Below are 26519 nucleotides of genomic sequence, written 5' to 3' on the forward strand. Positions count from 1 at the left end.
CTTTAATTAAACAAGTTCTTTAGGTAAAACAAGATTTCACGCTCAGGAATCATTCCCTCAGGTAACATCACCTTAAAAACAATTCGGAAGACAAGGTACGTCACCAACACCACCAGCAAGGCCAAAGCAAACGACGTCACTAAGCGAGAGCCATTAATTGCGAAAACCAAAACGCCAATGAACACCAAAGAAGAGATCAAAAAACCAATTTCTTCTAAAAAAAGCGAATACAGCAGAATCATCAACAGAACAAGGAACACAGCCCTAGGTATTTTCTCGACTGGCCTAACACTAGAAAAAATAGACTTACCAAGAGCCATAAGAGATGCCATCACCATCACACTAAAGGCCATAATCGGAATCGATGCCGATGACCCTAAACCACTGTCTTCCGTAATGTGAAAAGCGTGGTATAGAAAAAATGAGCTGAATACAAGCAACAACAAATTAAATAATTGCTCAGAAGTAATACACATTCGGTTCATAACAAAGAATTACCTACTAAAGAAAGCAAAGGCGATTGCAGTAATAGCATCGCCTCCTTTGCGCTGATTATGGACGCGGGATGTTAAAATCTGCTGGCGACTTTTTCGAAAAGCCTGAGTCGTAAACAATCCAAGACGAAACCGAACGGTAACGTTCTAGGAAAGCCTCTGCCGAAGCACCAGACTCATTCATTATTTCAAAACCACGCTTCGCCATGAGCTGCTTAAATGACTCATTTTCAGCGGCAGCATGGAACGCCGCGACAAGCTTATCAATGGCCTCTTTGGGTGTGCCTTTCTTCACAAAAATACCGAAGAATGGCCCCCAAGGTAGGTAAGACGACAACTTAGGATAAGTATCGGTAATGGGCGCAATGCCTGGTAATAGGTTGTTCTCTTTCGCATCAATGACCGAGATCACCTTCATACGCCCCGCCTGAATGTGATCCAGAGCCGCACCAATCACTGATGACATCACATCAATGGTGCCACTTTGCAAAGCGGTCAAGGCAGGACCATCGCCATTATAAGGTACAGGCGTTAAATCTAATTTCACCTGAGACTCCAGCATTGCCAACACAATGGAAGTTAAACCACCATTCCCCGTCATCCCCGTTCTCACTTCGCCCGGATGCGCTTTTACATAAGCAACAAACTCCTCAAACGTGTTATAAGGCGCGTCATTATTGGCAACAATGATCGGCGTACCACGGGCCAGAATATTAATCGGAATCATGTCGCTGTAGTCGATAGAAGATAACCCCAGTACTTTATGCATCTGTGGGTTTTCAGCCCCCATCAACAAGGTGTAGCCATCTGATTTTTGGCTGTAAACATATTTGGTAGCAATCGCTCCAACACCACCAGAGCGGTTGGTCATGATGACATCGACACCCAACTTTTCTTCAGCATAAGGCGTAACTGATCGCATGACAGAATCGGTTGAGCCACCCGCACCCCACATGATAATGCCCTGAATATCTTTATTCGGATAGTCAGCCAAAGACTGCCCAGATGTCACTAAAGCAATGGAGGTTAACGATCCAAGCAGGAGGTTTTTTATTTTCATAGTGGTATCCTCATTCAATTATTTGTTTTTCTTTTGAATTGATTTAGAAAATCATATCGCTCTAAAGTAAATTGATTGATTTTCAAGTTAGTAAAAAGCTCTGAAAGCTGGTTACAAAGCCGCTCGGCATCATCAACCTCGACTAACACAAGCATTTTTTGCACGTCTTTGGCCTCCTTTTGTGACGCCCAAGGCAGTGCCACTACCGTCGTATCCTCCATGGCAAAACGCCAAGACCTTACCTGCTCAGCAAAGTGGGCTACGCATTTCTCCTTAAAAACATTCGTCGACAACTGTGCAGCCGCCACCGTAATAACCAACAAGGCTTGCGCAGGCTCTCCAAGATTGGGCGACGACTCGATGCCATGACACACCACCCGTCGGATATGTTTAAAATGCTGACGCATTTTTTGCGACCAAAGCGTCGGATGAGACAACAAACGCTTGTACTCTGGTGTATCCAATGTTGAAAGATCACGCATCTCATAGAGCGTAAAATATGGATACAAGGTATTTGCTGCATTTTTATAACGATAAGCATTGAGCATACCGGGTACTGTTAATCGCTCAGGCACATGCTCACCGGCATGCCATTCATTGTATTCTTGATCCAACGTAGGCTCAGTATCGTTCCAGAGAGCGAGCAAGCCTTTCCCATTACAACGCATTGACTACTCCGGCTTTATCACGATTTTGGTTGCTTTGCCCTCAATCGATAAACGAAAGCCCTCTTCGCCACGCTCAAGAGGCAAAACATGAGACACCATGGGTTTTAAGCGTTCGGCATGTTGACACAAGAATTCAACCATCTGTGGCCAAATACTTTCTAAGGGACGGAACGAACCTTTAATCTGAAATTGTTTACGAACCAGACTGGTCAGGTCCACAGGCACATCTTGCCCGTATATTCCCGCCACCACCAAAACGCCGTTTGGCTCAAGGATCGACATAGCCTTAGCCAACACGGGCGCAGCGCCCGCTGCTTCAAATACAACATCAAAAGCGCCATCATTAATCATACAATTTAAACGCGTATCAAAGTCCGCATCATCCCAATCTAAGGTGCTTTCGATTCCCACTTCGCGGGTACTTTGTAGACGGAACGCATCATTTTTACCAATGACAGTCACACGGCAGCCCGCCTCTTTGGCTAACACAGCAATGGCTTGACCAATAGTGCCAGGACCAAACACGGCTACCTTTTGATTTGATTTGAGTTCCGCGATATTCACCGCTTGCGCGGCAATGGTGAAAGGTTCGGTTAACGCAGCAATGTCTGCAGACAGGGAGTCAGGAATAACCAAGCAATTTTTTTCAGGAGCAAAGACTTGGCGAGCGAAACCACCATCACGTAGCATTCCAATGCTATCACGGGTACGACAACCATCAGGATTATTCGCCTTACAAGCCGTACACTCGCCACAGGTTACAGACGGACGAACAACAACCCGCTGCCCAACTTTTAGCCCTTGAACCTCATCGCCAATGGCATTGATCTCACCCACAAACTCATGACCGAGAGTAACGGGCAATTTAGAACGCATCCATTCGTAGCTCTTCGTCCACTCATAAACATGCAAATCACTACCGCAGATGCCTGCCGCCAAAACCGAAATACGAACTTCCTTCGCCTCAGGCAAGCCCAACTCAGGAACCTCAATTAACTCAATGCCCAATTCAGGCTTCGACTTTCTTAACGCAAGCATCAGATCTATCCCCAATCATCACCAAGCTCCATTGCATACTTTACAAAAGGAACCATGGAAAAATTCATTATTGTGGGAAGCAGTATCTGACATTCAATTGATATATAACAAATATCAATTTAGTATGCTTTCTATATATTAAAGATATAGGTAAAGCATGGAATTAAGACATTTACGCTACTTTATTACCGTCGCAGAAAGCGGTAGCTTCTCTGCCGCAGCGGAAAAGCTATTCATTTCTCAACCTCCTTTATCCATGCAAATTAAACAGTTAGAGGAAGAAGTGGGCGTCCCCTTATTAACTCGATTACCCAGGGGCGTGCGACTCACCCAAGCTGGCATTCGCTTCTTAGAAGAATCAAAAGCCATCCTGAACCACATTGAGCGAGCCAAAGATCTAGCGAAACATGAAGACAACGAACACGGTGGTCTCCTCAGCATTGGCTTCGTCCCTTCTGCTAGTCACACCGTTTTGCCCAAATTGATCAGCAAACTTCGTAGTCTGCGGCCTAATATCGAAATCAAAGTCAAAGAAATGGTCACGGCAGAGCAAATTACCGCCATTGAAGAACACAAAATTGATGTCGGCATTGCACGACCTTCCACAGTCACACGAAATAATACCAACATCGTCGCTGAGCTTAATGACCCTTTTTGCCTAGCTTTGCCTCTGCATCATCCTTTAGCTAAGCAAAAATCGTTAACACTGGACCAAGCAGAACATGAGCCATTTGTTTTCTTCACCCGTTTCATTGCGCATGCCTACTACGACCAAATCATTGGATTGTGTATCGATGCAGGCTTTTTCCCAAAGACTCAATGCGAAGCCAGTACCATATACGGCGTACTGGATCTTGTCAGCTCGGGACTTGGAGTGGCCATCGTACCCGCGTCAACCGTATTGCTGAGCACCAAAAACGTACAAATCGTTCCCCTCAAAAACCCAAGCCGCCCCAGCGGCATCGCACTCATGCACTCAGAAGAATCCGACAACGCTATAATCAAACTCGCCTCATCCTGTATGAAAGAAGCCCTATCAGAGATTGAAGCCGAAACCCGCGAACGGCTAATGCTCTGATGAACAAGTAATTAAAGGAGAACACACACATTCACCAAGGATGCTTAGCAAAGTAGCTGTCTAGATGATCGATTAAAGTGCGAACATTGGGCGATAAATGCTTTCGAGACGAGTAAAGCGCGTAGATAATCAGGTCTTTGGGTTTCCATTCAGGCAAGACATGGCACAAACTGCCGTCGTTGATGTAGCGATTCGCTAAATAAGTGGGTTGCAGACAAACGCCCATTCCATTCAATGTCGCATGCAAAAGCGCCGTTGCTTCATTGATACTTAAACGACAATCCAAAGAAACAGATTCAAATTGGTCATGCTGGGATAGATGCCAGATGTGACGTTCTAAGTTTTTGTACCCCAAACAATCGTGCTTAATTAGGTCTTGCGGATGTTGGATCTCGCCTATGGTTTGGCGAGATTTTTCAAGATAAGCCGGAGACGCTACCAAGACAGATTCACAAACAGCAATGGGTTTACCGATTAGGGAAGGATCTGGATTCGAGGCGATTCGTATGGCAAGGTCGATGCTTTTTTCAGTTAAATCTGCAGTGCTGTCTTCTAAATCAATATCGATATGAACTTTAGGATGTTGATCCATGAAATCTTGAATAGCGGGCATAAGTTGGGAGAAGCCAAACGACATGCTCGAGGTGATTCTCACCAAGCCTGACAACTCCTCGCTGGTATTCACCAGGGATATAAAATTATCGGCTTGCTCCAACCAAAGCTCGACGTCTTTTAAGCAGGCTTCACCAGCGCTAGTCAGTGATATTTTTCGTGTTGTGCGATGCAACAAACGAATCTTCAACCAGTCTTCCATTGCTTCTATATACCGCGTCACCATTGGTCGTGACATATTCAAACGATCTGCGGTACGAGAAAAGCTCCGCGATTGGGCAACATCGATAAAAACTTTAGCGGCTATCACTCTGTCCATAATTCTACTCACCCACTTGCACGATATAAGAAACAATCATGCTCATTTTTGTGTATTTTTCCGAGCACGTCAATTCTCTATTATGGCCACATGAATTAAACAATCACTCTTTGGAGAGAAACATGAAAAAATTGATTACATTGGCGGCTTCTGCACTTATCGCTCATTCTGCTTTTGCTGCAGACACTAAACCATTAACTCTAGATATATATAATGCAGCGCCTGGCAGCTTTGGTGTTACGTCTACTTTGGTTTATGGCGAAACCGAAGCCATGGTTGTTGATGCTGGTTTTACTAAAGCCGATGCTCTTCGCATTGCTGCAAAAGTATTGGATTCCAATAAAGAGCTAAAAACTATTTTTATTAGCCAAGCGGACCCTGATTATTACTTCGGTGCCGAGACTCTGCACGCTATTTTCCCTAAAGCCGACATTATTACGACTCCTGCGGTAAAAGCTGCAATTGAACAGAAATTGGCTGGTAAATTGGCTTTTTGGGGACCTCAAATGGGTGCAAACGCACCAGTTAATCCTATCGTTCCTAAGGCTTACACTCAGTCTACTTTGACTGTTGATGGTCAGACTATTGAGATTCGTGGTACTGAAGGTATTTTGGCAAGCCGCCCTTACCTTTGGATTCCTGCAAACAAAGCCATTTTGGGTAACGTAGCGGTATTCGGAAATATGCATTTATGGATGGCGGATGCGCAGTCTGATGAGACTCAAGCTGCTTGGAAAGCACAGTTACAAGAAATGCTTGCGCTTAAACCGACAACAGTTGTTCCTGGTCACATGACTCAAGGTACCGAGTTGACTGCAGATAACATTACCTTCTCTCTTAACTACATCACAGACTTCCAAAAGGCGAAGAAAGACAGCAAAGACAGCGCTGAATTGATTAAGACAATGTCAGCAAAATATCCAGATGCTCAAGGTGCGTTGAACCTAAACATTGCTGCGAAAGTACATAAAGGTGAAATGAAATGGTAAAAGTTCACTACTTCTTCGATCCTATGTGTGGTTGGTGCTATGGCGCAACAGCCTTAGTCGAAATACTGGCAGAAGTGCCTGAGTTTGAAATCACTTATCACCCTGGTGGCATGATTCCGAAACGAGCAATTGATCCGTCTTTTAGGCAGCATATTTTGCAGGCTGATAGTCAAATAGCCACTATGACGAAAGCACACTTTGGTGATGCTTATAAAGCGAGAGTTGCTGGCGCTGGCGATTTTATCGTGGATTCGTATTCCACAACTCGCGCCTTTCTTGTTGGTCAAGACATGGGGATCGAAGCACACAAGATGCTAGCAGCGATTCAAAAAGCACATTACCAAGATGGTAAGCATTTAGATGAGTTGAATGTTTTAGCGGATCTAGCTGTTTCTATGGGATTAGACAAAACCACATGGAACGAAAAAATGGCTGGCTCTGAAGCGAATATGATGAACCAAGTGGAGGAAAGTCATCAACTCATGGGGCAAATGCAAGTTAGCGGCTACCCTACTTTTATCATAGAAAAAGATAATCGTTTAATGCGTCTGCCACACAGTAATTATTATGGCAAAGCTGAAGAATGGAAAAACTATTTAGCGGGATTGGTTTAATCGCTCGCATTAAAAATCCCCTGTTATGAATAACAGGGGATTTTTATTAGTGGTAAATTCTCACACCACAAAGCAGTACTAGTTCAGAGTTAAGCAATCGTTGCTCTTGCACGAACATGCTTGTCTTCTAGTTCTGTTTTATCGGTTTTTAGAACATCTAGGTTAAACTCAACGTCTAAATATTCTTCATTAAAACCATGGCTATTATCATTTAATGTCGTTGCCTCTACGACCAATTCGTCACGAGTCGCAAAAGCGAAATCGTCATAAGTGTATTCATCACCCGCTAAGTTGATCTGCGTAGTTAGATGCTTAAAGCCTGGTTTAGAAACAAAGTAATGAATATGAGCAGGACGATTACCATGACGGCCAAGCTGACGAAGAACCTTCATTGTAGAGCCATCTGGTGGGCAGCCGTAGCCGTTTGGCACAATACTACGAGCGCGGTAGCAACCTTGCTCATCCGTTACAATTCTACGACGTAGATTGAATTCACTTTGTGTTGGATCAAAATAAGAGTAACCACCTTTCGAATCTGCATGCCAAATATCGACAATCGCACCTGCAACTGGATTACCCTCTTCATCCAATACTTTGCCGTGAAGCCACATACCCTGCCCCGGCGTTTGACCATCGTCCATGCGTGCTTCACCATCAGATATTGGCGCATTCTCTACATATAGAGGGCCTTCAATAGTACGCGGTGTTCCACCGGCTAAACCTGCCGCTTCGTCTTTAGCGTCTTCACGAATATCTAGGTAGTGATCAAAACCTAAACCAGGAGCAAGCAAAACCGCTTCTTTATTAGTGCCTAGCTCATTTAGGTAATTCACGCCATGCCAAAATTCATCAGGGGTAATATCTAGGTCTTCAATCATCTTATAGATGTCTGACATTAAACGAAAAATGATTTCTTTCGTGCGAGGACTACCTTGGTTATTTTCCAAGCCAGCCACTTTTTTCAATAGGGTTTGTACTGCTTCTGTTTGAATTGTTTTAACAGTCATTTTAATCTCTCCGCTTTTGGGTGCCATAACAGCACTTTTATTAAATTTATTTTTATTTTAAAAAGTTAGAGCTACTTTATAGACGATGGATGCTGACATAAGGCTGTCACTTCCATCGTCATAAATGGGTACAAAGGCAAGCCAGTAAGGATTTCATGCAAGTGAGCATTATCTTTCACGTCAAAGATACTCACATTTGAATACTGTCCCACTACGCGCCACAAATGCACCCAAATCCCAGCTTCTTGTAATTCTTGAGAATATTTTTTTTCCTTCAACTTAATGGCATCTGCCTCTGCCACCGGAAGGTCTTTAGGAATATTCACCGTCATTTCAACTTTAAAAAGCATGTTCATTTCCTCGTTATTGTTTACGTTGGTGCTGTGTTATTTACGTCGATAAAGCGCAAGCTTTACCTCGTCAATTTCGATTCCTAACCCTGGTAACTGTGGAACATCCACGCCGTTATCATGATAACGAAGCGGCTGTTTAATGATGTCGTCTTGCAGAAGAAGAGGACCAAACATTTCACTACCCCAATGCAATTTAGGTAACGTAGACCAAGCATGAATAGAAGCCGCGGTGCCGATAGAACCTTCTAATAAAGTACCACCATATAATCCCATACCGGATGCAGAGGAAACGGTAGCGGCATAAAGCGCCTCAATCGGTCCACCTGCTTTGGCAATTTTTAAGGCGATGCCACCATTAAAACCACGTTGAGCTAATTGAAAAATATCTGCAGCATCCGCCACGCCTTCGTCTGCCAAAATAGGAATAGTAAATTTTTGCGACAATCGAACCAAGGCATCCCATTCTTTTGCTGGGGTTGGTTGCTCAACTAAATCCACGCCAGCATCTTGTAACGCGGCCATGCCTTTTGTTGCTGTTGATTCGTCCCACGCTTGATTCACGTCAACTCGCACACTCGCGCTATTGCCCAATGCCGCTTTAATGGCGGCCACATGAGCAACGTCTTCATTAACATGTCGAGAACCAATTTTAAGTTTGAAGTCACAATGTCGACCGCTGGCAATAAGTGCTTTAGCTTCGGCAATGTCTTTATCAGTATCACCAGACGCCAATACCCAAAGGCAAGGAATATGTTGGTGAATAGCACCACCCAACAAGGTGGAGACAGGAACGCCTAAATGCTTGCCTTGCAAATCTAATAACGCGGTTTGCAAAGCGGATTTAGCAATCATATTACCTCGTACGGACATGCTTAAACGTTGAACAAGCAGCTTTATGCTATGAAGCGGCTGACCGATAAGCAAAGGGGCAAGGTAGGTATCAATGTTCATTTTGATGCTTTCAGGGCTTTCAGGACCATAGGCCAAACCGCCAATTGTAGTACCCTCTCCCAAGCCTTCACGACCTTGATCATCTTTGATGCGAATAATCACCATGGTTTGTACGGCCATAGACGTCATTGATAATTTATGAGGGCGAATGGTGGGAATATCCACAAGCATTGTTTCAATATGGGTGATTTTCGATGTCATGCTAAGGTGCTTCCGTTTATTGTTTTTTTCTACACTAGACCCACTCTAAACAGAGGACAAATATCAATTTAGTTCCCAGCAATACTCTTTAGGTATTGCTAGGGCAAATTCTTTGTCAAAATATGTTTTTCGATTTGATCTATGTTGCTGATTAATTTCCTGCTATGTGCCACTCTTTATTAGGCACCCGCTGCGGTTTCAATCAAGTCTTTACCAATTGAACCTTCAAACTCTTTCCATATCGGAGCCATTGTATTGACCCATTCAGCTCGTTGTTCTGGTGTTAAAGTATTTATTTTGCCACCGGCACGAAGAATATTTTCTCGATTCACCGCGTCTTTTTCTTTTACCAATTTATTCGCAGATTGCGTTGCTCTATCAACAAGATCTAAAAATTGCGTTCGGTCCTCATCAGATAAGCTGTTTAAAAAATCAGCAGAGGTCACAAATAAATAAGCTAAAACTTGATGGTTGGTTTCGGTAACACTGTCTTGTACTTCGTAAAACTTTTGCGTGTAAATATTTGACCAAGTATTTTCCTGACCATCGACCACGCCCGTTTGCAAAGCACCATAAACTTCAGAGAATGCTATGACTTGTGGCGAAGCCCCCATAGCTCTGATCATTTCTTTTGCAATTGTGGACGATTGGACACGAATCTTTAACCCTTTGGCATCACTCGGCACAAGCAAAGGTTTGTTCGCGGTAAAGTATTTCATACCTGACATCCAATAACCTAAACCAACAAAACCGGCGGAATCTTCCATAACATGAAGTAAGTCTTTAGCTTCTGGCGTTTTTGTAAAGCGGATAATCTGATCGAGATCTTTGAACAAAAATGGCAAATCAAATACGGCGTATTTATCCGTAAAAGCACCAAACTTTGCGATAGACGGAGCTAATAATTGAACGTCACCTAAAAGCAAGGCTTCCAGCTCTTTTGAATCGCCAAAGAGAGTAGAGTTCGGATACACCTCAACACACAATCGACCATTCATCTCACGATTGACGTTTGCAGCAAACTCATTAATCAAGATGACTTTAGGATGTGTTGTGCCACCAGTAACATGGCTAAATTTAACAACACGTTCTCCAGGATCGCATTCAGAAGCATGAAGAAAACCACTGAATAAAGAAGAGCACAGCGCTAGAGTAGTAAAGCAGGAAGATATTTTTTTCATTACGAATAACCTATTTTTATAATTATTATTTGCTGGATCAAGTGATGTGACGTAAGTTGCTTACTGCCTCATGCAAGTGATTATGCTAGAAGTGTATGTTTCATTATTTTTAGCTGCTCTACGTTAAACTCTGCAGATACATAGAACCAATATCAATTAAGTTGTTAGTAATACCTTGGAGGTATGATGGAGTTAAGACATCTACGTTATTTCTGCGCTGTTGCCGAGGAGAAAAACCTAACTCGTGCTGCTGAAAAGCTCTTTATTGCTCAACCGCCACTAACAAGACAGATAAAGCAATTGGAAGAAGATGTTGGTGCGCAACTTTTCGATCGTCACTCTAGAGGATTAACACTGACACCTGCGGGAAAATACTTTTGGGAGCAAGCAAAGCAGATGCTGGCTAAAGCCGATATGGTTATCGAAAATACCCGCCGAATAGCTGAAGAGCAAAAAGCTGTATTCAGTATTGGGTTTGTGCCTTCGGTATTTTATGGTCAATTGCCATCGCTGGTTAGGGATTTACGCCAACAAACCAACGCCAATATTTTGCTGCACGATTTAAAAACAGGCGAACAAATCGAGGCATTAAAAACAGGGAAAATTGATATTGGTTTTGGTCGTTTAACGATTCCCGACGAACAAGTGGAACAAACTATCTTATTCCAAGAACCCTTATTAGTTGCATTACATGTCGGGCATCCGCTTCTTAAAAAAGGTGAACCGACTCTGGAAGAGCTAGCGAAGATGCCGATGATCTTGTATCCGGCAAACAAAGCCGCGACTCCTACCTTCGCGGATATTTGCACTTCATTGTTTACCAGTCGAGGAATGACAACAAATGTAACTCAACAAGTAAATGACTTACAAACGGCGTTGGGCTTAGTAGCTTCTGAAATGGGGTTTGCTCTGGTGTCCGAACAAGTAAGGCATTTTGGACGAGATGATGTAGTGTTTATTCCTTTGCAGGATAAATCCATCACCTGTCCGGTTATTTTTAGTCGTAGAAAAGAACCTATGGATTCCATTACAGCGCTGGCCGTTAAGATCCTCAAAAATCTGGTTGAGAATCATCAAAGCAGTTTATAACTATTAATGAATACCAAGGTTATTTGGTGTGCAAACGAATTTGTTCTGCTACTTCCCGCAGCACAGGTAAGTATTCTTCTATCAAAGTTTGGTGGCTTACTCGCGATGCATTAGTGCTGAGATTAATCGCCCCAAGCAAGGATCCATCAAAAGTGAACGCTGGAACAGCCAACGAACGTAGACCAAGATCTAGCTCCTGATCAACTATGCAGAAATTCTGTTCAGCGACTTGTACAAGCATCTGCTCAAAGGCAGGCTTATCGACAATACTATGCTGAGTGAACTCCTCAAGAAAAACATTTTTGAGCCATTCTTTTTGTTCTTCTGATGGCAACTTAGCAACCAGCATACGCCCCATAGAAGTATAAGCAGCAGGCAATCGTGTCCCAGCACTTAAGGCTATCGACATCAAGCGATGGGCTGCTGGCGAACGAACCACATACATGATGTCTTGTTGATCCAGCACGGCAAGAGACGAAGATTCACCAAGCTGTGCGGTGATGTCATGCAGATAATGCTCAACCACATTGAGATGATCATTACTGGCATTATAGGCATAGCTGAGCGCCAATACTTTAGGCGTTAACGTAAACTGTCGCCCTTCCCGCTTAATGTATCCAAGCGCATGCAGGGTTAACAAAAAACGTCGAGCTTTTGCTCTGTCCATTCCTGTTTGCTCAGCCACTTCAGACAGCGTCATTTCCTTATGCTGTGGATCAAATGCCATGATGACATCCAGTCCTGACGCCAATGCACCTACATAATCTCTATTATCCGGTGACAGCTTTTCCTCATTCATACCCAGTTTACTCATTGCCATTAATAACCTCGCCATTATTTATGATTCGTTACAGGCTAGCTAGAGGGAAGAGACTTTTCATCGCATTTTTTATCTAAATCCAGATAAAAAAGACAAATACAAAATTTTGGCTTGACCATTAATCCTAGATTGATCTATCTTGTTCGTATTGCAAACTTAAATTCGTATAACGAACAGGATACATTATGACGAAGTTTATGACACTTAAAGACGCTGTCGCTACCTACGTAAAAGATGGTGACTCCATTGCACTTGAAGGCTTTACACATCTAATCCCTTTCGCCGCAGGGCACGAAATCATCCGTCAAAAGCGACGTAATTTATCCCTAATTCGTATGACACCAGATCTTATCTATGACCAATTAGTAGGCGCGGGTTGTGTTCGAAAATTAACTTTTTCTTGGGGCGGAAACCCTGGTGTTGGCTCGCTTCATCGGGTTCGTGATGCCATAGAAAATGATTACCCTTGCGCACTAGAAACGGTTGAACACAGCCATGCTGCTATGGCGAATGCTTATGAAGCTGGTGCGGCTGGTCTCCCATTGGCGGTTTTTCGCGGTTACGTGGGCAGTGAGTTGCCACTCGTCAACAAAGAGATAGCCTCCATAATTTGCCCTTTTACTGGCGAACAGTTAGCAGCCATTCCAGCCATTAAACCTGATGTGGGTATTATTCATGCCCAAAAAGCAGATCGCGCAGGCAATGTGCTTATCGAAGGAATTATTGGCGTTCAAAAAGAAGTTGTTCTGTCAGCCAAACGCAGCATTGTTACAGTAGAAGAAATTGTCGATAACTTGGAAGTCACACCAAACGCTTGCGTCTTACCAGCATGGACAATTGACGCTATTGCAGTCGCACCGGAAGGCGCGAAACCTTCTTATACGCTTGGTTATTACGACAGAGACAACAACTATTACAAACAATGGGACAACATCAGTCGCGACAGAGACAGCTTCAACCAATGGTTAGAATCCCATGTGTTTGGCCAAGGAGATGTTTAATATGACAACACATAACGATACGACTCAATATACTTCTGCAGAAATGATGACCATCACAGCAGCACGCGCCTTGACTAATAATATGACCTGCTTTGTGGGGATTGGTTTACCTAGCGAAGCCGCTAACGTAGCGCGTCTGACTCATGCTCCTGATGTTACCTTGATCTACGAATCCGGCACCTTGCAAACCAAACCTGAAGTGTTGCCTTTGTCCATTGGCGATGGTGAACTATGTGAGTCTGCTCTCACCACCGTATCCGTGCCAGAAATGTTCCGTTATTGGCTACAAGGTGGCCACATCGATGTTGGCTTTTTAGGGACAGCGCAGATCGACCGTTTTGCTAATTTGAATACCACGGTTATTGCAGCTAATCATCCTGAAGGCGGCAAAAACGGCGCTCACAGTTATGCAAATCCAAGAGTCCGTTTACCGGGTGGTGGCGGTGCGCCGGAAATTTCTACTAACGCCAAAGAAGTCTTTATTACGGTTAAGCACTCAAAACGTACTTTTGTAAAAGACGTGGACTTCATCACCACTATTGGTTTTGGCCGTGATGGCAAAGGCAGAGATAATTTACCAAATATCGGTCGTGGCCCAAGCGTGGTTATTACGGATTTATGTATTTTAAAACCTGACCCAGCGACCAAAGAGCTGATTGTCACCAGCTTGCATCCTGGCACAACAAAAGAAGACGTAATTGAAGCGACTGGCTGGGAAATTAAATTTGCCGACTCTCTTGAGACCACCCCAGTACCAAGCGAAAAAGAACTGCACGTATTACGCGAATTAAAAGCACGAACTGAAAAAGCACACAGTGCTCAGGAGGCAATATGAGCACTGTTTACATCTGTCACCCTAGACGCTCAGCCGTTGGCCGTTATGCAGGCTCCCTTGCGGCCGTTCGCCCAGACGACATGTTAGCTCAAGTCATTCAAGCGGTGCTAAGTGATGCACCAGGTCTTGATCCAGCGGCCATTGACGATGCTATTTTTGGTTGTGCCAATCAATCAGGTGAAGACAATCGTAACGTGGCGCGCATGGCTACGCTACTTTCTGGCATGCCTTATAGCGTGTCTGCCACAACGATGAACCGTTTATGCGGATCAGGTATGGATGCTGTCGGTACCGCATTTCGAGCCATTCAAGCCGGTGAAGCTGAATTAATATTAGCTGGCGGCGTTGAATCCATGTCTCGTGCTCCATTCGTTATGGGCAAACCAAGCGCAGCGTTTGATAGACAGCAAACATTAGAAGACACCACTATGGGCTGGCGTTTTATTAATCCAGTCTTAAAGTCATTGTATGGCACTGAATCCATGCCAGAAACGGCGGAAAACATTGCTGAGCGCTACAAAATAACGCGCCAACAACAAGATTTATTCGCTTTGCGTTCTCAACAAAAAGCCAAAGCGGCACAAGATGAAGGCCGCTTTGCTGAAGAGATAACCCCTATTACAATTAAGCCAAAACGTGGTAATCCAATTATCGTCGATCAAGACGAGCATTTACGCCCTGATACCACTTTGGAAGATTTAGCAAAACTGAGAGCACCGTTTAGAGACAATGGCTCAGTAACGGCGGGCAATGCATCCGGTATAAACGACGGTGCCGCTGCAATGTTGATTGCCAGTAAAGCAGCGGTCGAAAGCCACAAGCTTGAACCTTTAGCGAAAATTATTGGTATGGCAACCGCTGGTGTGGAACCAACAGTGATGGGCATGGGACCCGTTCCCGCAGTGCAAAAATTGCTAAAACGTACCGGCCTTACTCTCGCCGACATGGATGTGATCGAATTAAATGAAGCCTTTGCTGTACAAGGGTTAGCCTGTATACAAGAACTGGGGCTTTCACCAGAAGATGAACGCATTAACCCAAATGGCGGCGCGATTGCCCTTGGACATCCATTAGGTATGTCAGGCGCTCGTCTATTACAATCCGCCGCTATGCAGTTAAAACGCACAGGCGGACGCTATGCTATTTGCACCATGTGTATTGGCGTCGGACAAGGCATTGCCATGCTAATCGAACGGAGCGACATTTAATGAAGAACCTATTTTTTACACTTGAAGGCGATAGCAGCAAACCCGCTATAGTGCTTGGTCATCCTTTGGGAATGAACAGCCGAGTTTGGGATGGTATTGTTCCAGACTTATTGAAACAGTTTCGCGTCATTCGCTGGGATCTTCCTGGACACGGACTAAGTGCTGCCCTTGATTCAAATTCTTCACCATTAACAGCGAATGCTTTGGTTGATACATTAATTGAAAAATGCGATGAACTTGGTATTAAGCAGTTTCACTATGTGGGGACATCCATTGGCGGCATGATTGGTCAACAATTAGTAACTCAATATCCTGAGCGTTTATTGAGTGCGACCTTAACCAATACTGGGGCAAAAATTGGCAGCAAAGATGCGTGGCTAACCCGCCAACAGGACGTTATGGCTCTGGGTTTGAAGAGTATGGCGGCAACCTTAGTACTACGTTGGTTTAGTGAGCACAGCGTGCAAACTAAGCCTGCTTTGGCAAGCTACTGGCAAGAACAGCTCGCCCACGTCGATGACTTCAGCTACGGCGCACTCTGTGCTTGGCTTGGTAATATGGATCTCACCGATACATTGGGGCCAAGTTCACTACCGATACAATTAATCTGTGGTGAAAAAGACGTCGCAACGACGCCAGAACTGATGGGAACTCTCGCTTCGTTGCTACAAGTCGACAAGCTAGAAGTTATCAATCAGATTGGTCATGTTCCATCGGTGGAATCACCAGATCAACTCACCAGTCTACTTAAAAACTTTATCTCTCAGTGAGCGGTTCTCAGTAACCTGCTCTGCGTGATCCATGCTTAGACTTAAGGGCGTTAGGATAACGCTCTTAAGTTAATAAATGATCACTACTATAAGCTTTTACGGCTGCTGTGCACGCCAATAAAGTGTTAAAAATAGACTCAAAATGCTCATTTATAACTCGTTAAGAAACTAAAAAAATTGACTGAAAATTAGGCGTTGCTAGCTCCACAAAGTTCACCTAATATAAACAAACTAATAATAATTACAAAAATGGTCGTCAACTATGTTTACTAATGCCCTAAGCAATGCCGTTATTTTTAATCAGGCTCATCCGCTAGAAGTATCAGATTACATAAACAGCCACATTGGGCATCATACTTTGCTGTCTGAGTCTGTTAAGGATTCAGACGAATTCTGCTCCCAACTAAAACATCGAGATTTTGCCGAATTAGGATTATCTTCAATCCATTATGGTAACGAAGTTAAAATTCACTGTGCTGATTTAAATGACATTTACCACTTTCAAGTCGTCACTCATGGTCAATGTTGCTGGCAATTTGAAGAAGAGTCTTTATTGCTAAAGCCTGGCCAAGCTTTGATGATGAACCCACACGAAAAAATGGATATTTCCTATTCTGCAGATTGTGAAAAAATCATTGTCAAAGTTCCACAAGCCTTTATTAGAGATTTGTGTCTGGAGCAAAACAGGGTTATTTCAAGCTCTGGAATTTTATTTGAAAGGAAGGTTATTGAATTAGATAAGTCTTTGGGATTTCTTAGCTTGATGGGAGCTATTTTGCACGAAGCAAATGACGCTGAACTCGATTTATTGCAAATGCAATTACCTTATCGCGACCTACTTATTCGCAAGCTATTTCAACAATTCGACAATAATACCCCTGCCCTCTTAGACTCAGACTTGAACGATCGCAATTTCAATGCATTACTCAAACATATTGAAGAAAATATCAAAGAGGATATTGATGTAGAAGAGTTAGCAAATGTGGCCCATATCAGTATCAGAAAAGTCTACAACCTATTCGCCAAGCACTACCACATCACTCCAAAAGTTTTCATCAAGCAATCTAAGCTTAAACACTTAAGAAAAGAAATTATCATGAATAGTGACATACGTAATGTCACTGAAATTGCGCTGGATTATGGTTTTTCCCACCTTGGACGCTTTTCGTCTGATTACCGAAAAATGTTCGCAGAATTGCCTTCGGAAACACTAAAGCGTCGATAAATAAAATCCGTGGACAAGGAAGGGATTTCCTATTCCATGGTCAAAAAACAAGACTTAAAAAGAAGCCGCACCACATATTTCTTCAGTCACTTTATTCGCGTACTCTTTGACCAATCTTGGGTATAAGCTATTTACTTTAGTGCAACAGTCATTAGCCATTCCCATTAGGCTGATAACAGAAGATACATTGCCATTGATGTCATAAATACCACTACCAATTACATTGATATCCGGTAGGAAATCGCCAGAAAATGTACAAAGATTACTTTCTTTGATTGCATCTAAATGCTCATTAAAGGCTTCTTGATTCAGCGGCTTTCCCTGAAAGCGAGGTTTTGCAGGTAAATCTGAATAAAAGTCTTCTACCAGTTTTAATCGTCTAGCCAAAGGCAGATTGGCTAAAAAAATACGCCCAGAAACAGAAAAAAACGGTGAGAGTTCAGTGCCTAATCTCACATTCACTGCAATTTGCTGACTCGCATCTAACCATTTAATAACCAATGGCGCGTAACCATTCCAAATAGTCACAGATACTGTTTTATCCGTTTCCTCAGATAAACGCTCCACGGCTTCCAACGCTTGCTTGATTGGATCTATTTTTTTAATTGATGCTATGCCTAAGGTCAAACTGGCCTTTCCCAAAGCATATTGACTGCCATTTATTTGAGTGATGTATTCCATTCTTAATAGACTAACAAGATACTTATGCAAGCGGCTTGGTGAGTGAGACAGCTGATCGGATAAGCTTTTTAAAGTTGGAGGCTTAGGAGATTGAGCAATAATATTTAGAATTCTTAAACCAATTTCCAAAGAACCAATTCCTTGACGCGTACTATCTTGTTTCATTTCCGTTGTCTCAGACATCCGATATACACCTATAAAAACATAAAAGCAGTACTGTCATGACAAAGAAGCGTGTAAACGCCTGGCTCTAAGAGCCAGAATTCCGTTAATTAGATTGCCGTTAATAGAACAAACTACAGCGCGTTCCTTGTCATGCATAACTTAAACACATCAGTATAATCATATTGTCTGACTGACAGAAGACGGATAAAGCCATTACACGCCTAAATAACCTTCAACTTGGGCTAAGTTAGATTGTAGTTGCTCTGCGTCAAGGTTCATTACGACTTTCCCCTTCACAAGTACCACATGACGATCACAAAGCTTTTGTAAAACTTGAATGTTCTTGTCGACAATAATGGTCGATATACCGCTTTCTTTTATCGTGCGGATCACTTCCCAAATTTCTTTGCGAATGAGTGGCGCAAGCCCTTCTGTTGCTTCATCTAAAATCAACAATTCTGGGTTGGTCACTAGAGCTCGGCCTATCGCTAACATTTGCTGCTCACCACCAGATAATTGTGTGCCTAAATTTGAAAGTCGTTCTTTTAGGCGTGGAAACGTATCAAGTACGCGATCATAGTCCCAAATTTTTTCGCCTTGGTTATTCGCGCGAGCTGCCACTTGCAAGTGCTCTTTAACCGTTAAGTTATGAAACATTCCTCGACCTTCTGGAACATAAGCAATGTCTCGTTTCATCCGCTGCCAAGTGGCTAAATTGGTAATGTTCTCACCCTTAAACGAAACCGTGCCACTTCTAGGTGTCACTAGCCCCAAAATAGACTTCAAGGTGGTGGTTTTTCCCATGCCATTTCGCCCCATCAAACTAAGGGCTTGGCCTGAATCTAACGAAAAGCTAACACCGTGTAACACATGGCTTTCACCATACAAGCTATGAAGACTTTTTACTTCCAATAGATTACTCATCAATACACCTCATCGCCTTGCCCAAGATAAGCTTCTTTTACACGCGGATCATCTCTTACTTCATCCACACTTCCTGTTACCAAATGCTGCCCGTCAACCATCACAGTCAATTGATCCGATAACTCAAAAATGGCATCCATATCGTGCTCAACTAAAACAATGCAATACTCTTTTTTTAGACGACTAAGTAAATCGATAATTAACTGTGACTCTTCATGCCCCATACCGGCCATCGGTTCATCAAGTAATAAAACCTCTGGCGAAGTTGCTAATACCATTGCGATCTCAAGCTGCCTTTGCTCACCATAACTTATCTGCGATGCGATATGATCGCGTCGCTGTCCAAGCCCTACTTTTTCCAAAGCTTGCGTGGCAATCTCGTCGAGCATTTTCTGAGAATATCGTGAACGAAAGAAATTAAAGCTGCCGCCCATCAATCGCTGTACAGCCACGCTACAATTTTCTAGACACGTCGAATTGCTATAAATATTGGTTTTTTGAAAGCTTCGTCCAATGCCACGACGAGCAAATTCATAAGGCTTTATAGAGCTAATCGATTCACCTCGATGAAGGATCTTGCCACTTGTCGGTTTATAATGACCACATAGCATATTCAATAGCGTGCTTTTTCCTGCGCCATTTGGGCCAACGATACCGTGCAGCTGGTTATCATGAAACGCTAAAGACAGATCATCTAAAGCCTTCAATCCACCCCAGTATTTGCATAAACCTTCTGTTTCTAGAATGACATTATTTTCCATCACGTTTCTCCAAAAGATCCTCTAAGAAGCCAGCAATCCCCTTCTTAAATACCATCACCATCAAAATAATCAGCCCTCCCATAAAGAGCAGCCAATGTTCGGTTAAATGCTCTAATGAATAATGCAAACCTTCATATACCAACGTTCCTAAAATCGCCCCATAGATACTGCCCATTCCACCTAAAATCGACATAACAAGTGCGGTACCCGAGGTTGTCCAAGACAACATCGAAGGGTTTACAAAGCCGTACTGTAAAGTAAATAAATACCCAGCGTAGGCACCCAACGCTGACGCAACCACATAACTCACTAAACGGTAGATAAAAATGTTGTAACCTAGCGCCACAGTGCGTCCAGGATTCTCATGAATTGCATCCACAAGACGACCAAATCGAGAACGAATTAGAACTTTAAAAAAGAGCAAAGTATTAAACAAAGAAAACAAACAGAGGTAATAAAAGTGTGTTGGATTATCCAGATCAAATAAGCTTAATCCAAATATGCTGGTCTCAGGCTTAACATAAACAAAGACGCCATCAGTACCACCAAAATCAATGGAGTCAGAAAAGTAATAAAAAGTCATTTGTGCAAACGCGAGGGTAATCATAATCATATAAATGCCATTGGTACGTAACACTAAAAAACCAATAACAAAGGCGACCGTGGCAGAAATCGCACAAATATAAAAAGTATATATCCAAAAATTAACCGCTTCGTACTCAGGCGCTATCATCACAAAAATATAGCCACCTAAGCCATAAAACATAGCGTGACCCAATGTAATCAATCCACACTTGCCAACAAGATAATCTAGTGACATGACAAATATTGATAAAATCATGATGGTCGTTAGCTTATTAACGTAATACTCATTTTGCTCAAGAAACATCGGCATTAACAAAGCTAAAGGGAAAAATATCCATACAAACAGCCGCTCGGCCCGTTTATTTAACAACATAACCACACCTCCAAATTAAGAAGAAAACAAACCTTGAGGCTTTAATAAAAGAATGAAGGCCATGAAAATATAAATCATCATGCTAGAAAGTTCGGGGACTAAAACTGATGCAAACGTATCCACCAGTCCTACCATCAGTGCACCAATGAATGCGCCTTTAATCGATCCCATTCCGCCAATAACTACCACCACAAAACAGGTGATCAAGATATGCTCGCCCATACCAGGAACAATAGAGCTAATCGGTGCCGCCACCACACCCGCAACAGCAGACAACATCACCCCAATCGCAAAGACAATGGTATAAAGTCGGCTAATATCTATTCCTAAGCATTCGACCATTTCGCGATTAGATTCACCTGCGCGAATTAACATCCCTAAGCGTGTTTTACTGATTACGTAATACATAACACCCGCAACAACGACACAGAACACAGCGACGAAAATGCGATAAACCGGATACTCAATAATTCCAGCAAGAGGAATAGAGGCAGACAATGCTTGCGGCACATCTACGCCTAACGGATCATTGCCCCACAACAAACCCTGCAGCGCGTTAAAGACAAAAATCATGCCTATGGTGAGTAAAACCTGATCAAGATGATTACGACGATATAACTGACGAATCAGTGTCCGTTCGACTAGAAAGCCGATTAATAAAGCAATAACGGCTGAAATCACCGCACTAAAAGCAAAGCTGCCCGTTTGCTGAACAAAATACCAAGCAAGATAGGCTCCCACCATAAACATAGAGCCATGAGCCAAATTCAAAATACCCATGACGCCAAACACTAATGTGAGACCAGAAGCGATCAAAAAGAGTAACAGCCCATACTGAAGACCATTGATCAGCTGCACGATAAAAAGTGTGCTATCCATTAGAAAACCTACGACGTTAAGAAGAAAAAATTCGCTTCTTTAGATAACTATCAAAATGCAATCTAAAGAAGCGCAAACAACCAGAGAAACTTACATTGAACAACCGCGGGCCGGATCTTCAAGAGCAGAGGCTGCTAGTTTCACTACTTGGTTTTCACCATTTTCAACACGACGAAGATAAATATTTTGAATTGGATTGTGGGCTTTAGAGAAAGTGAAATCACCGCGAGGGCTTTTCACCTTAGTGTTTTCTAGGGCGTGGATCAGCGCTTTCTGATCACTGATATCACCATTAAGTGCTTTTACTGCACTGGCAATCATCAGACCTGTATCGTAACCCTGCACAGCGTATAAGTCAGACGGCTTACCGAACTTGTCGGCATAACCACGTCGGAATGTTTGATTTTCTTCATTTTTAAGAGGATCTGCATAATGAAGCGTAGTAAGTATGCCTTCAGCTGAATCACCTTGAGCCTCAAGCGTTCCCTCCGTTAAGAAACCAGCACCAAGCAACGGAATTTTTCCTTTCAACCCCATCGCATCATAGTCTTTAACAAACTTCACCGCTCCGCCACCTGCGAAAAACACAAAGACAGCATCTGGTTGAATAGACCCGATTTCAGATAAATAGGATTGGAATTCAGTTTTAGGAAAAGGGACCAGCATTTTTTTAACTATCTCGCCCCCACCTGACGTAAAGGACTCTTCAAATGCATCAAGACTTTCTTGGCCAAAACCGTAGTTCCAACTTAAAGTAACAACTTTTTTGAAGCCTTGTTCTAAAGCGACTTTGCCCATCGGATAAGAAGGCTGCCAAGCGGAAAAAGAAGTACGGAAAATATTAGGCGCACACAATGGTCCTGTTGCTGCATTTACCCCAGCGTTCGGAATAATCATAATCGTATCTTTATCTTTCAATACTTTGATCATCCCCATCGCAACGCCTGAATGCACCGGACCAATAATAAAATCGGCATGAGATTTATTTAACAAGGAATTCGCTATTTCAGGAGCTCGGGAAGGTTTTGCCTCCGTATCCATTTCAATGAATTCAATTTTACGCCCCTGCAGATCCGCAGCGTGTTCTTGTAAAGCCATTTTCAGTCCATTTCTAGTAGCTTCACCTAAACCACCGTAGACACCACTAAAGGGCAACATGACGCCCACTTTAATAGGATCCTGCTCGGCAGCAACCAGAGTGGTGCTGAGACTTACCAGTGACATTCCCAATAAAGCAGTATTCAGAATCTTATTTTTATTTTTCATTCTAGGCCTCTACATAACATTTATTAATAAACGTTATCGATTAAAGAGAAGGCCAAGCAATAACAATAGCCAATAGATGCAGAACTATGTCCAAAAAATGCAACTAGACAAAAGTTCACATTTATTAAATGTGAAAATTTATATTACAAAGTATTGCGATTTGATTAACGACTGAGCTAAGGTGAAAAAAAATAAAAACGACCTTATCGAGAATATCTATGACTAAAATTAACGTCCTTACTCCTGTACTTTGTGTTGTGCTTTGCTTCTTTTTGGGTATCAATTTGGCCACAAATGAAGCGTCATCTTTGCTGATGCAAATGACATTTGGATTAGCCATCATTTTAATTTTTTTATCTATTTACCCATTAAAATCAAACATTCAATCACGATCTCGAAATCCACCGGACGACTTAAGAGCAATGACAACAGCCTTATCCAATGGAGATTTCACAGTAAAAATTGATAAAAAAAAGCTCACCGACAACAGCATTTCGGCGTCGATCAGTGCATTCTCTGATCGTCTAAAAAATACCTTAGTGTATCTCTCTGAAGGAACGGTCAATGTGTCTATATCCGCACAGTTACTGCAAAAGAACTCAGAAAATCTAGTTCACAATATTGATACTGTAGGCGACCAATTAACTACCTCAGCGGCCGCAAGTGAGGAACTGTCGGCAACCGCTTTAGATGTCGCACAAATCTGTAATATTGCTACCCAAAATGCAACGCAGGCCATGAAAGTGGCAGGTGAAGGACAAGAAACTATTCAGAAAAACCTCATGTCTATTAATAAAATTTCCGACATTGTTAACCTCTGTGCAGCCACTATGAATAAGCTTGGTAAACGCAATGATGAGATTAATCAGATCGTAGAATTAATCAAAGGCATTGCTTCACAGACCAATTTATTAGCACTTAACGCGGCTATAGAGGCAGCAAGAGCTGGCGAACATGGACGGGGCTTTGCTGTTGTCTCTGACGAAGTTCGTAAGCTCGCCACAGAAACAGCTAACGCTACAGAACAAATAAGCCAAACAGTGGGCGCAATGCAATCTGAACTACAAAGTGCATTAGCGAACATGTCCGCAAGTGAACAAGCTACTCAGCAAGCAAAACAGGAAGCGACTTTTTCAGAGCAAGCTTTAAAAAACATTGTTGAACAAATAGAGCGAGTAGCAAAAGAGGTACAAAACATTAATCACACAACGACTGAACAAAAAAATACTGCCGTCGGGCTTTCTGAAACTTTGCAGCACATTGTTTCAGCAATGGACGAAAGTCGTAAAGATGTACATTCAAACCTCAGTGCGGTTACCAAGCTTTCTAATTTCTCTAAACTTGCCAAAGCGACTATTGGCGAATTCCGCCTTTTCCATCCACAAGATGCTGAAAACTTACTTAACAAAGCCTATGAGCACATAGAAAAACACGGGGAAGAAAAAGCCTTCTGTGATTTTGCGGATCCTAATGGCGGCTTCATTTATGGTGAGCTATTTATCGTTGCTATTACCTTTAGTGGCGAAGTATTAGCGTACGGTGCAAACCCAGAGTTAGTAGGTAGAAACCTTTATAATGCCAAAGATGCTGATGGACAATTAATGGTACAAGACATGATAAAGGTTGCAAAATCAAAGGACACGAAGTCCTACCAGTTTCGATTTGTAAATCCACAGACAGACCAAGTTGCTAGTAAACTTCTCTATATTACAAAGTTAAGAAATAACGCTTTTATGGGCTGTGGTGTCTATTTAAATCATTAATTTAATGGACAAAATGCCACCTTAATCTAACTCACGTTTACTCCTATCGCCCTCAGATGACTATCTGGCTGCTTTCCTCTTCCAATGAAAGCAGCTTTTTTAGATCTTAGCTATTCCCCCTACTTCTATCGATAACATCAGAAAAGTCCTTCTTATCTAAGTGTTTTTTTGCAGATAAAGGATAAAGAAAAACACAAGCTGGATAGTGACTAATAGTCTCAAAGCCTAATCTGTTTATAAATCAGGAGGGCATTACAATGCATAACGAACTCATTACAAAAATAAAAAGTATGATGGAAGTCGATACGGACAAAGGTCTTTATCGAGCTCGTCGAGATATGTTTACCGATCCAGAACTGTTTGACCTTGAAATGAAACACATTTTTGAAGGCAACTGGATCTATCTGGCTCATGAAAGCCAAATCCCTAATAAGAATGATTTTTTCACCGGTTATATGGGCCGCCAACCCATTTTTATTACTCGCAACAAAGACGACGAACTAAATTGTTTTATTAATGCTTGTAGCCACAGAGGCGCAATGCTTTGCCGTACGAAAAAAGGTAACAAGTCAGTGATGACCTGCCCTTTCCATGGCTGGAGCTTTAACAACTCAGGCAAGCTTATTAAGGTAAAAGACGCCACAGACGCTGGCTATCCTTCTTCCTTTAACTGTGATGGCTCTCATAATCTTAAAAAAGTTGCTCGTTTTGAATCCTATCGAGGCTTCTTATTTGGCAGTATCAATCCAGATGTTAAGCCTCTCACAGAACATCTAGGCGAAGCGGCAAAAATAATAGATATGATTGTCGACCAATCACCACAAGGTTTAGAGGTGCTAAGAGGCTCTTCCACTTATATTTATGATGGCAACTGGAAAGTTCAAGCCGAAAATGGTGCGGATGGTTATCATGTATCTTCCGTGCATTGGAACTATGTCGCAACGACTGCACACCGCAAATTAGGTGCTGTTGCCGATGAAACCAAAGCCATGGACGCGAGCACTTGGAACAAACAACAAGGCGGCTTCTATGCTTTTGAACATGGTCATATTTTATTATGGATGCGCTGGCCTAACCCAGAAGATCGTCCATTAGCAGAACGTCGCGCTGAGCTAGAAAAAGATTTTGGTGTAGAGCGTGCCGACTGGATGATCTCTAACCTTCGTAATTTATGCTTATACCCTAATGTCTTTTTGATGGATCAATTCAGCTCTCAAATTCGTGTCTTTCGCCCTATCTCCGTCAACAAAACCGAAGTGACTATCTATTGCATTGCACCTAAAGGTGAAAGTGATGCAGCTCGTGCTCAACGTATTCGCCAATATGAAGATTTCTTTAACGCTTCAGGTATGGCAACACCAGACGATTTAGAAGAGTTCCGTTCTTGCCAAGAAGGTTTTCTTGGTACTGATCTTCCTTGGAATGATCTTTCTCGTGGCGCTGAACACTGGGTGCAAGGCCCAGATGAAGCCGCTCAAAAGATACATTTAACCCCTCTTTTAAGTGGTAGGAAATCTGAAGATGAGGGTCTATTCAAAGTCCAGCATCAATATTGGGTAGACGCGATGACAAACGCCCTTAAAAAAGATAAAGAGCAGCAATAAGGAGC

The 26519-nt window shown here is 42.7% G+C and carries 27 protein-coding genes; 11 read left to right on the plus strand and 16 right to left on the minus strand.

Annotated features, from left to right (window positions below; translation table 11 throughout):
- Window positions 1-2: 2 nt before the first annotated feature.
- The 4 genes from BUA59_RS02805 to BUA59_RS02820 all read right to left on the minus strand — a co-directional run bounded on the left by BUA59_RS02805 (window position 3) and on the right by BUA59_RS02820 (window position 3260).
- Window positions 3-485 (minus strand): tripartite tricarboxylate transporter TctB family protein, encoded by a 483-nt coding sequence (locus tag BUA59_RS02805; RefSeq protein WP_072838206.1) that lies wholly within the window; start codon window positions 483-485, stop codon window positions 3-5.
- Between the two features lie 67 nt (window positions 486-552).
- On the minus strand, window positions 553-1554 hold the full coding sequence (locus BUA59_RS02810; RefSeq protein WP_072838207.1) for a tripartite tricarboxylate transporter substrate binding protein: 1002 nt from the start codon (window positions 1552-1554) through the stop codon (window positions 553-555).
- Window positions 1555-1568: 14 nt separating this feature from the next.
- Window positions 1569-2222 (minus strand): DUF4286 family protein, encoded by a 654-nt coding sequence (locus tag BUA59_RS02815; protein ID WP_072838208.1) that lies wholly within the window; start codon window positions 2220-2222, stop codon window positions 1569-1571.
- A gap of 3 nt (window positions 2223-2225) precedes the next feature.
- Window positions 2226-3260, minus strand: a complete 1035-nt coding sequence (locus BUA59_RS02820; RefSeq protein WP_072838209.1) for a zinc-dependent alcohol dehydrogenase — start codon at window positions 3258-3260, stop codon at window positions 2226-2228.
- A gap of 157 nt (window positions 3261-3417) precedes the next feature.
- Between BUA59_RS02820 and BUA59_RS02825 the strand changes: the two genes are divergently transcribed.
- Window positions 3418-4338, plus strand: coding sequence for a LysR family transcriptional regulator (locus BUA59_RS02825; RefSeq protein ID WP_072838210.1), 921 nt, complete (start codon window positions 3418-3420; stop codon window positions 4336-4338).
- A 31-nt stretch (window positions 4339-4369) separates the two neighbouring features.
- Here the strand turns inward: BUA59_RS02825 and BUA59_RS02830 are convergent, their stop codons facing one another.
- Window positions 4370-5269, minus strand: coding sequence for a LysR family transcriptional regulator (locus BUA59_RS02830; RefSeq protein ID WP_072838211.1), 900 nt, complete (start codon window positions 5267-5269; stop codon window positions 4370-4372).
- 122 nt (window positions 5270-5391) lie between these two features.
- Between BUA59_RS02830 and BUA59_RS02835 the strand changes: the two genes are divergently transcribed.
- Both BUA59_RS02835 and BUA59_RS02840 read left to right on the plus strand, forming a co-directional pair.
- Window positions 5392-6258, plus strand: coding sequence for an MBL fold metallo-hydrolase (locus tag BUA59_RS02835; protein WP_072838212.1), 867 nt, complete (start codon window positions 5392-5394; stop codon window positions 6256-6258).
- On the plus strand, window positions 6252-6872 hold the full coding sequence (locus tag BUA59_RS02840) for a DsbA family protein (protein ID WP_072838213.1): 621 nt from the start codon (window positions 6252-6254) through the stop codon (window positions 6870-6872). Before BUA59_RS02835 ends, BUA59_RS02840 begins: the two co-directional genes overlap by 7 nt.
- Window positions 6873-6961: 89 nt before the next feature.
- Here the strand turns inward: BUA59_RS02840 and catA are convergent, their stop codons facing one another.
- The 4 genes from catA to BUA59_RS02860 all read right to left on the minus strand — a co-directional run bounded on the left by catA (window position 6962) and on the right by BUA59_RS02860 (window position 10565).
- Window positions 6962-7879, minus strand: coding sequence for a catechol 1,2-dioxygenase (gene catA / locus BUA59_RS02845; protein ID WP_072838415.1), 918 nt, complete (start codon window positions 7877-7879; stop codon window positions 6962-6964).
- A gap of 71 nt (window positions 7880-7950) precedes the next feature.
- Window positions 7951-8229: a muconolactone Delta-isomerase gene (catC, locus tag BUA59_RS02850; RefSeq protein ID WP_072838214.1), complete on the minus strand. Its 279-nt coding sequence runs from the start codon at window positions 8227-8229 to the stop codon at window positions 7951-7953.
- A gap of 36 nt (window positions 8230-8265) precedes the next feature.
- Window positions 8266-9384 carry a muconate/chloromuconate family cycloisomerase gene (locus BUA59_RS02855; protein WP_072838215.1) on the minus strand — a complete coding sequence of 373 codons (1119 nt, stop codon included), beginning with the start codon at window positions 9382-9384 and terminating at the stop codon, window positions 8266-8268.
- A 179-nt stretch (window positions 9385-9563) separates the two neighbouring features.
- Window positions 9564-10565, minus strand: a complete 1002-nt coding sequence (locus BUA59_RS02860; RefSeq protein WP_072838216.1) for a TRAP transporter substrate-binding protein — start codon at window positions 10563-10565, stop codon at window positions 9564-9566.
- A 186-nt stretch (window positions 10566-10751) separates the two neighbouring features.
- On the opposite strand from BUA59_RS02860, the gene BUA59_RS02865 reads away from it, so the two are divergent.
- Window positions 10752-11654: a LysR family transcriptional regulator gene (locus BUA59_RS02865; protein WP_072838217.1), complete on the plus strand. Its 903-nt coding sequence runs from the start codon at window positions 10752-10754 to the stop codon at window positions 11652-11654.
- Window positions 11655-11673: 19 nt separating this feature from the next.
- On the opposite strand, the gene BUA59_RS02870 is transcribed toward BUA59_RS02865, so the two are convergent.
- Window positions 11674-12474: an IclR family transcriptional regulator domain-containing protein gene (locus tag BUA59_RS02870; protein WP_084122103.1), complete on the minus strand. Its 801-nt coding sequence runs from the start codon at window positions 12472-12474 to the stop codon at window positions 11674-11676.
- A 185-nt stretch (window positions 12475-12659) separates the two neighbouring features.
- On the opposite strand from BUA59_RS02870, the gene BUA59_RS02875 reads away from it, so the two are divergent.
- The 5 genes from BUA59_RS02875 (at window position 12660) to BUA59_RS02895 (ending at window position 17513) form a co-directional block, all read left to right on the plus strand.
- Window positions 12660-13475, plus strand: coding sequence for a CoA transferase subunit A (locus BUA59_RS02875; RefSeq protein ID WP_012070728.1), 816 nt, complete (start codon window positions 12660-12662; stop codon window positions 13473-13475).
- 1 nt (window position 13476) lies between these two features.
- A complete protein-coding gene (locus BUA59_RS02880; protein ID WP_072838218.1) occupies window positions 13477-14310 on the plus strand; it encodes a CoA-transferase subunit beta in 834 nt (277 codons plus the stop codon).
- Complete coding sequence (gene pcaF, locus BUA59_RS02885) at window positions 14307-15518, plus strand: 3-oxoadipyl-CoA thiolase (protein ID WP_072838219.1); 1212 nt, start codon at window positions 14307-14309, stop codon at window positions 15516-15518. Before BUA59_RS02880 ends, pcaF begins: the two co-directional genes overlap by 4 nt.
- Window positions 15518-16288 (plus strand): alpha/beta fold hydrolase, encoded by a 771-nt coding sequence (locus BUA59_RS02890; protein ID WP_072838220.1) that lies wholly within the window; start codon window positions 15518-15520, stop codon window positions 16286-16288. Before pcaF ends, BUA59_RS02890 begins: the two co-directional genes overlap by 1 nt.
- A gap of 262 nt (window positions 16289-16550) precedes the next feature.
- Window positions 16551-17513 carry an AraC family transcriptional regulator gene (locus BUA59_RS02895; RefSeq protein ID WP_072838221.1) on the plus strand — a complete coding sequence of 321 codons (963 nt, stop codon included), beginning with the start codon at window positions 16551-16553 and terminating at the stop codon, window positions 17511-17513.
- Window positions 17514-17567: 54 nt separating this feature from the next.
- Here BUA59_RS02895 and BUA59_RS02900 read toward each other — a convergent pair whose 3' ends face one another.
- The 6 genes from BUA59_RS02900 to BUA59_RS02925 form a co-directional block, all read right to left on the minus strand.
- Window positions 17568-18377, minus strand: a complete 810-nt coding sequence (locus BUA59_RS02900; protein ID WP_072838222.1) for an IclR family transcriptional regulator — start codon at window positions 18375-18377, stop codon at window positions 17568-17570.
- A 195-nt stretch (window positions 18378-18572) separates the two neighbouring features.
- On the minus strand, window positions 18573-19283 hold the full coding sequence (locus BUA59_RS02905; RefSeq protein WP_072838223.1) for an ABC transporter ATP-binding protein: 711 nt from the start codon (window positions 19281-19283) through the stop codon (window positions 18573-18575).
- The gene (locus tag BUA59_RS02910; protein ID WP_072838224.1) at window positions 19283-20044 is read right to left on the minus strand and encodes an ABC transporter ATP-binding protein; all 762 of its coding nucleotides are present in this window, start codon (window positions 20042-20044) and stop codon (window positions 19283-19285) included. Before BUA59_RS02910 ends, BUA59_RS02905 begins: the two co-directional genes overlap by 1 nt.
- The gene (locus BUA59_RS02915; protein WP_072838225.1) at window positions 20034-21002 is read right to left on the minus strand and encodes a branched-chain amino acid ABC transporter permease; all 969 of its coding nucleotides are present in this window, start codon (window positions 21000-21002) and stop codon (window positions 20034-20036) included. The genes BUA59_RS02910 and BUA59_RS02915 overlap by 11 nt, the downstream gene beginning before the upstream one ends.
- A 15-nt stretch (window positions 21003-21017) precedes the next feature.
- Complete coding sequence (locus tag BUA59_RS02920) at window positions 21018-21881, minus strand: branched-chain amino acid ABC transporter permease (RefSeq protein WP_072838226.1); 864 nt, start codon at window positions 21879-21881, stop codon at window positions 21018-21020.
- A 90-nt stretch (window positions 21882-21971) separates the two neighbouring features.
- Window positions 21972-23147, minus strand: a complete 1176-nt coding sequence (locus BUA59_RS02925; RefSeq protein ID WP_072838227.1) for an ABC transporter substrate-binding protein — start codon at window positions 23145-23147, stop codon at window positions 21972-21974.
- A 218-nt stretch (window positions 23148-23365) separates the two neighbouring features.
- Here BUA59_RS02925 and BUA59_RS02930 point away from each other — a divergent pair, with 218 nt between their 5' ends.
- Both BUA59_RS02930 and benA read left to right on the plus strand, forming a co-directional pair.
- Complete coding sequence (locus BUA59_RS02930) at window positions 23366-24910, plus strand: methyl-accepting chemotaxis protein (protein WP_072838228.1); 1545 nt, start codon at window positions 23366-23368, stop codon at window positions 24908-24910.
- A gap of 257 nt (window positions 24911-25167) precedes the next feature.
- Window positions 25168-26514 carry a benzoate 1,2-dioxygenase large subunit gene (benA, locus tag BUA59_RS02935; RefSeq protein WP_072838229.1) on the plus strand — a complete coding sequence of 449 codons (1347 nt, stop codon included), beginning with the start codon at window positions 25168-25170 and terminating at the stop codon, window positions 26512-26514.
- Window positions 26515-26519: the final 5 nt, after the last annotated feature.

Source organism: Marinomonas polaris DSM 16579, from assembly GCF_900129155.1.
Lineage (GTDB): Bacteria > Pseudomonadota > Gammaproteobacteria > Pseudomonadales > Marinomonadaceae > Marinomonas > Marinomonas polaris.

Bases quoted from the DNA above. Each gene is read 5' to 3' on its own strand.
- BUA59_RS02805 (WP_072838206.1), bottom strand. From the start codon at position 485: ATGAACCGAATGTGTATTACTTCTGAGCAATTATTTAATTTGTTGTTG.
- BUA59_RS02810 (WP_072838207.1), bottom strand. From the start codon at position 1,554: ATGAAAATAAAAAACCTCCTGCTTGGATCGTTAACCTCCATTGCTTTA.
- BUA59_RS02815 (WP_072838208.1), bottom strand. From the start codon at position 2,222: ATGCGTTGTAATGGGAAAGGCTTGCTCGCTCTCTGGAACGATACTGAG.
- BUA59_RS02820 (WP_072838209.1), bottom strand. From the start codon at position 3,260: ATGCTTGCGTTAAGAAAGTCGAAGCCTGAATTGGGCATTGAGTTAATT.
- BUA59_RS02825 (WP_072838210.1), top strand. From the start codon at position 3,418: ATGGAATTAAGACATTTACGCTACTTTATTACCGTCGCAGAAAGCGGT.
- BUA59_RS02830 (WP_072838211.1), bottom strand. From the start codon at position 5,269: ATGGACAGAGTGATAGCCGCTAAAGTTTTTATCGATGTTGCCCAATCG.
- BUA59_RS02835 (WP_072838212.1), top strand. From the start codon at position 5,392: ATGAAAAAATTGATTACATTGGCGGCTTCTGCACTTATCGCTCATTCT.
- BUA59_RS02840 (WP_072838213.1), top strand. From the start codon at position 6,252: ATGGTAAAAGTTCACTACTTCTTCGATCCTATGTGTGGTTGGTGCTAT.
- catA (WP_072838415.1), bottom strand. From the start codon at position 7,879: ATGACTGTTAAAACAATTCAAACAGAAGCAGTACAAACCCTATTGAAA.
- catC (WP_072838214.1), bottom strand. From the start codon at position 8,229: ATGCTTTTTAAAGTTGAAATGACGGTGAATATTCCTAAAGACCTTCCG.
- BUA59_RS02855 (WP_072838215.1), bottom strand. From the start codon at position 9,384: ATGACATCGAAAATCACCCATATTGAAACAATGCTTGTGGATATTCCC.
- BUA59_RS02860 (WP_072838216.1), bottom strand. From the start codon at position 10,565: ATGAAAAAAATATCTTCCTGCTTTACTACTCTAGCGCTGTGCTCTTCT.
- BUA59_RS02865 (WP_072838217.1), top strand. From the start codon at position 10,752: ATGGAGTTAAGACATCTACGTTATTTCTGCGCTGTTGCCGAGGAGAAA.
- BUA59_RS02870 (WP_084122103.1), bottom strand. From the start codon at position 12,474: ATGGCAATGAGTAAACTGGGTATGAATGAGGAAAAGCTGTCACCGGAT.
- BUA59_RS02875 (WP_012070728.1), top strand. From the start codon at position 12,660: ATGACGAAGTTTATGACACTTAAAGACGCTGTCGCTACCTACGTAAAA.
- BUA59_RS02880 (WP_072838218.1), top strand. From the start codon at position 13,477: ATGACAACACATAACGATACGACTCAATATACTTCTGCAGAAATGATG.
- pcaF (WP_072838219.1), top strand. From the start codon at position 14,307: ATGAGCACTGTTTACATCTGTCACCCTAGACGCTCAGCCGTTGGCCGT.
- BUA59_RS02890 (WP_072838220.1), top strand. From the start codon at position 15,518: ATGAAGAACCTATTTTTTACACTTGAAGGCGATAGCAGCAAACCCGCT.
- BUA59_RS02895 (WP_072838221.1), top strand. From the start codon at position 16,551: ATGTTTACTAATGCCCTAAGCAATGCCGTTATTTTTAATCAGGCTCAT.
- BUA59_RS02900 (WP_072838222.1), bottom strand. From the start codon at position 18,377: ATGTCTGAGACAACGGAAATGAAACAAGATAGTACGCGTCAAGGAATT.
- BUA59_RS02905 (WP_072838223.1), bottom strand. From the start codon at position 19,283: ATGAGTAATCTATTGGAAGTAAAAAGTCTTCATAGCTTGTATGGTGAA.
- BUA59_RS02910 (WP_072838224.1), bottom strand. From the start codon at position 20,044: ATGGAAAATAATGTCATTCTAGAAACAGAAGGTTTATGCAAATACTGG.
- BUA59_RS02915 (WP_072838225.1), bottom strand. From the start codon at position 21,002: ATGTTGTTAAATAAACGGGCCGAGCGGCTGTTTGTATGGATATTTTTC.
- BUA59_RS02920 (WP_072838226.1), bottom strand. From the start codon at position 21,881: ATGGATAGCACACTTTTTATCGTGCAGCTGATCAATGGTCTTCAGTAT.
- BUA59_RS02925 (WP_072838227.1), bottom strand. From the start codon at position 23,147: ATGAAAAATAAAAATAAGATTCTGAATACTGCTTTATTGGGAATGTCA.
- BUA59_RS02930 (WP_072838228.1), top strand. From the start codon at position 23,366: ATGACTAAAATTAACGTCCTTACTCCTGTACTTTGTGTTGTGCTTTGC.
- benA (WP_072838229.1), top strand. From the start codon at position 25,168: ATGCATAACGAACTCATTACAAAAATAAAAAGTATGATGGAAGTCGAT.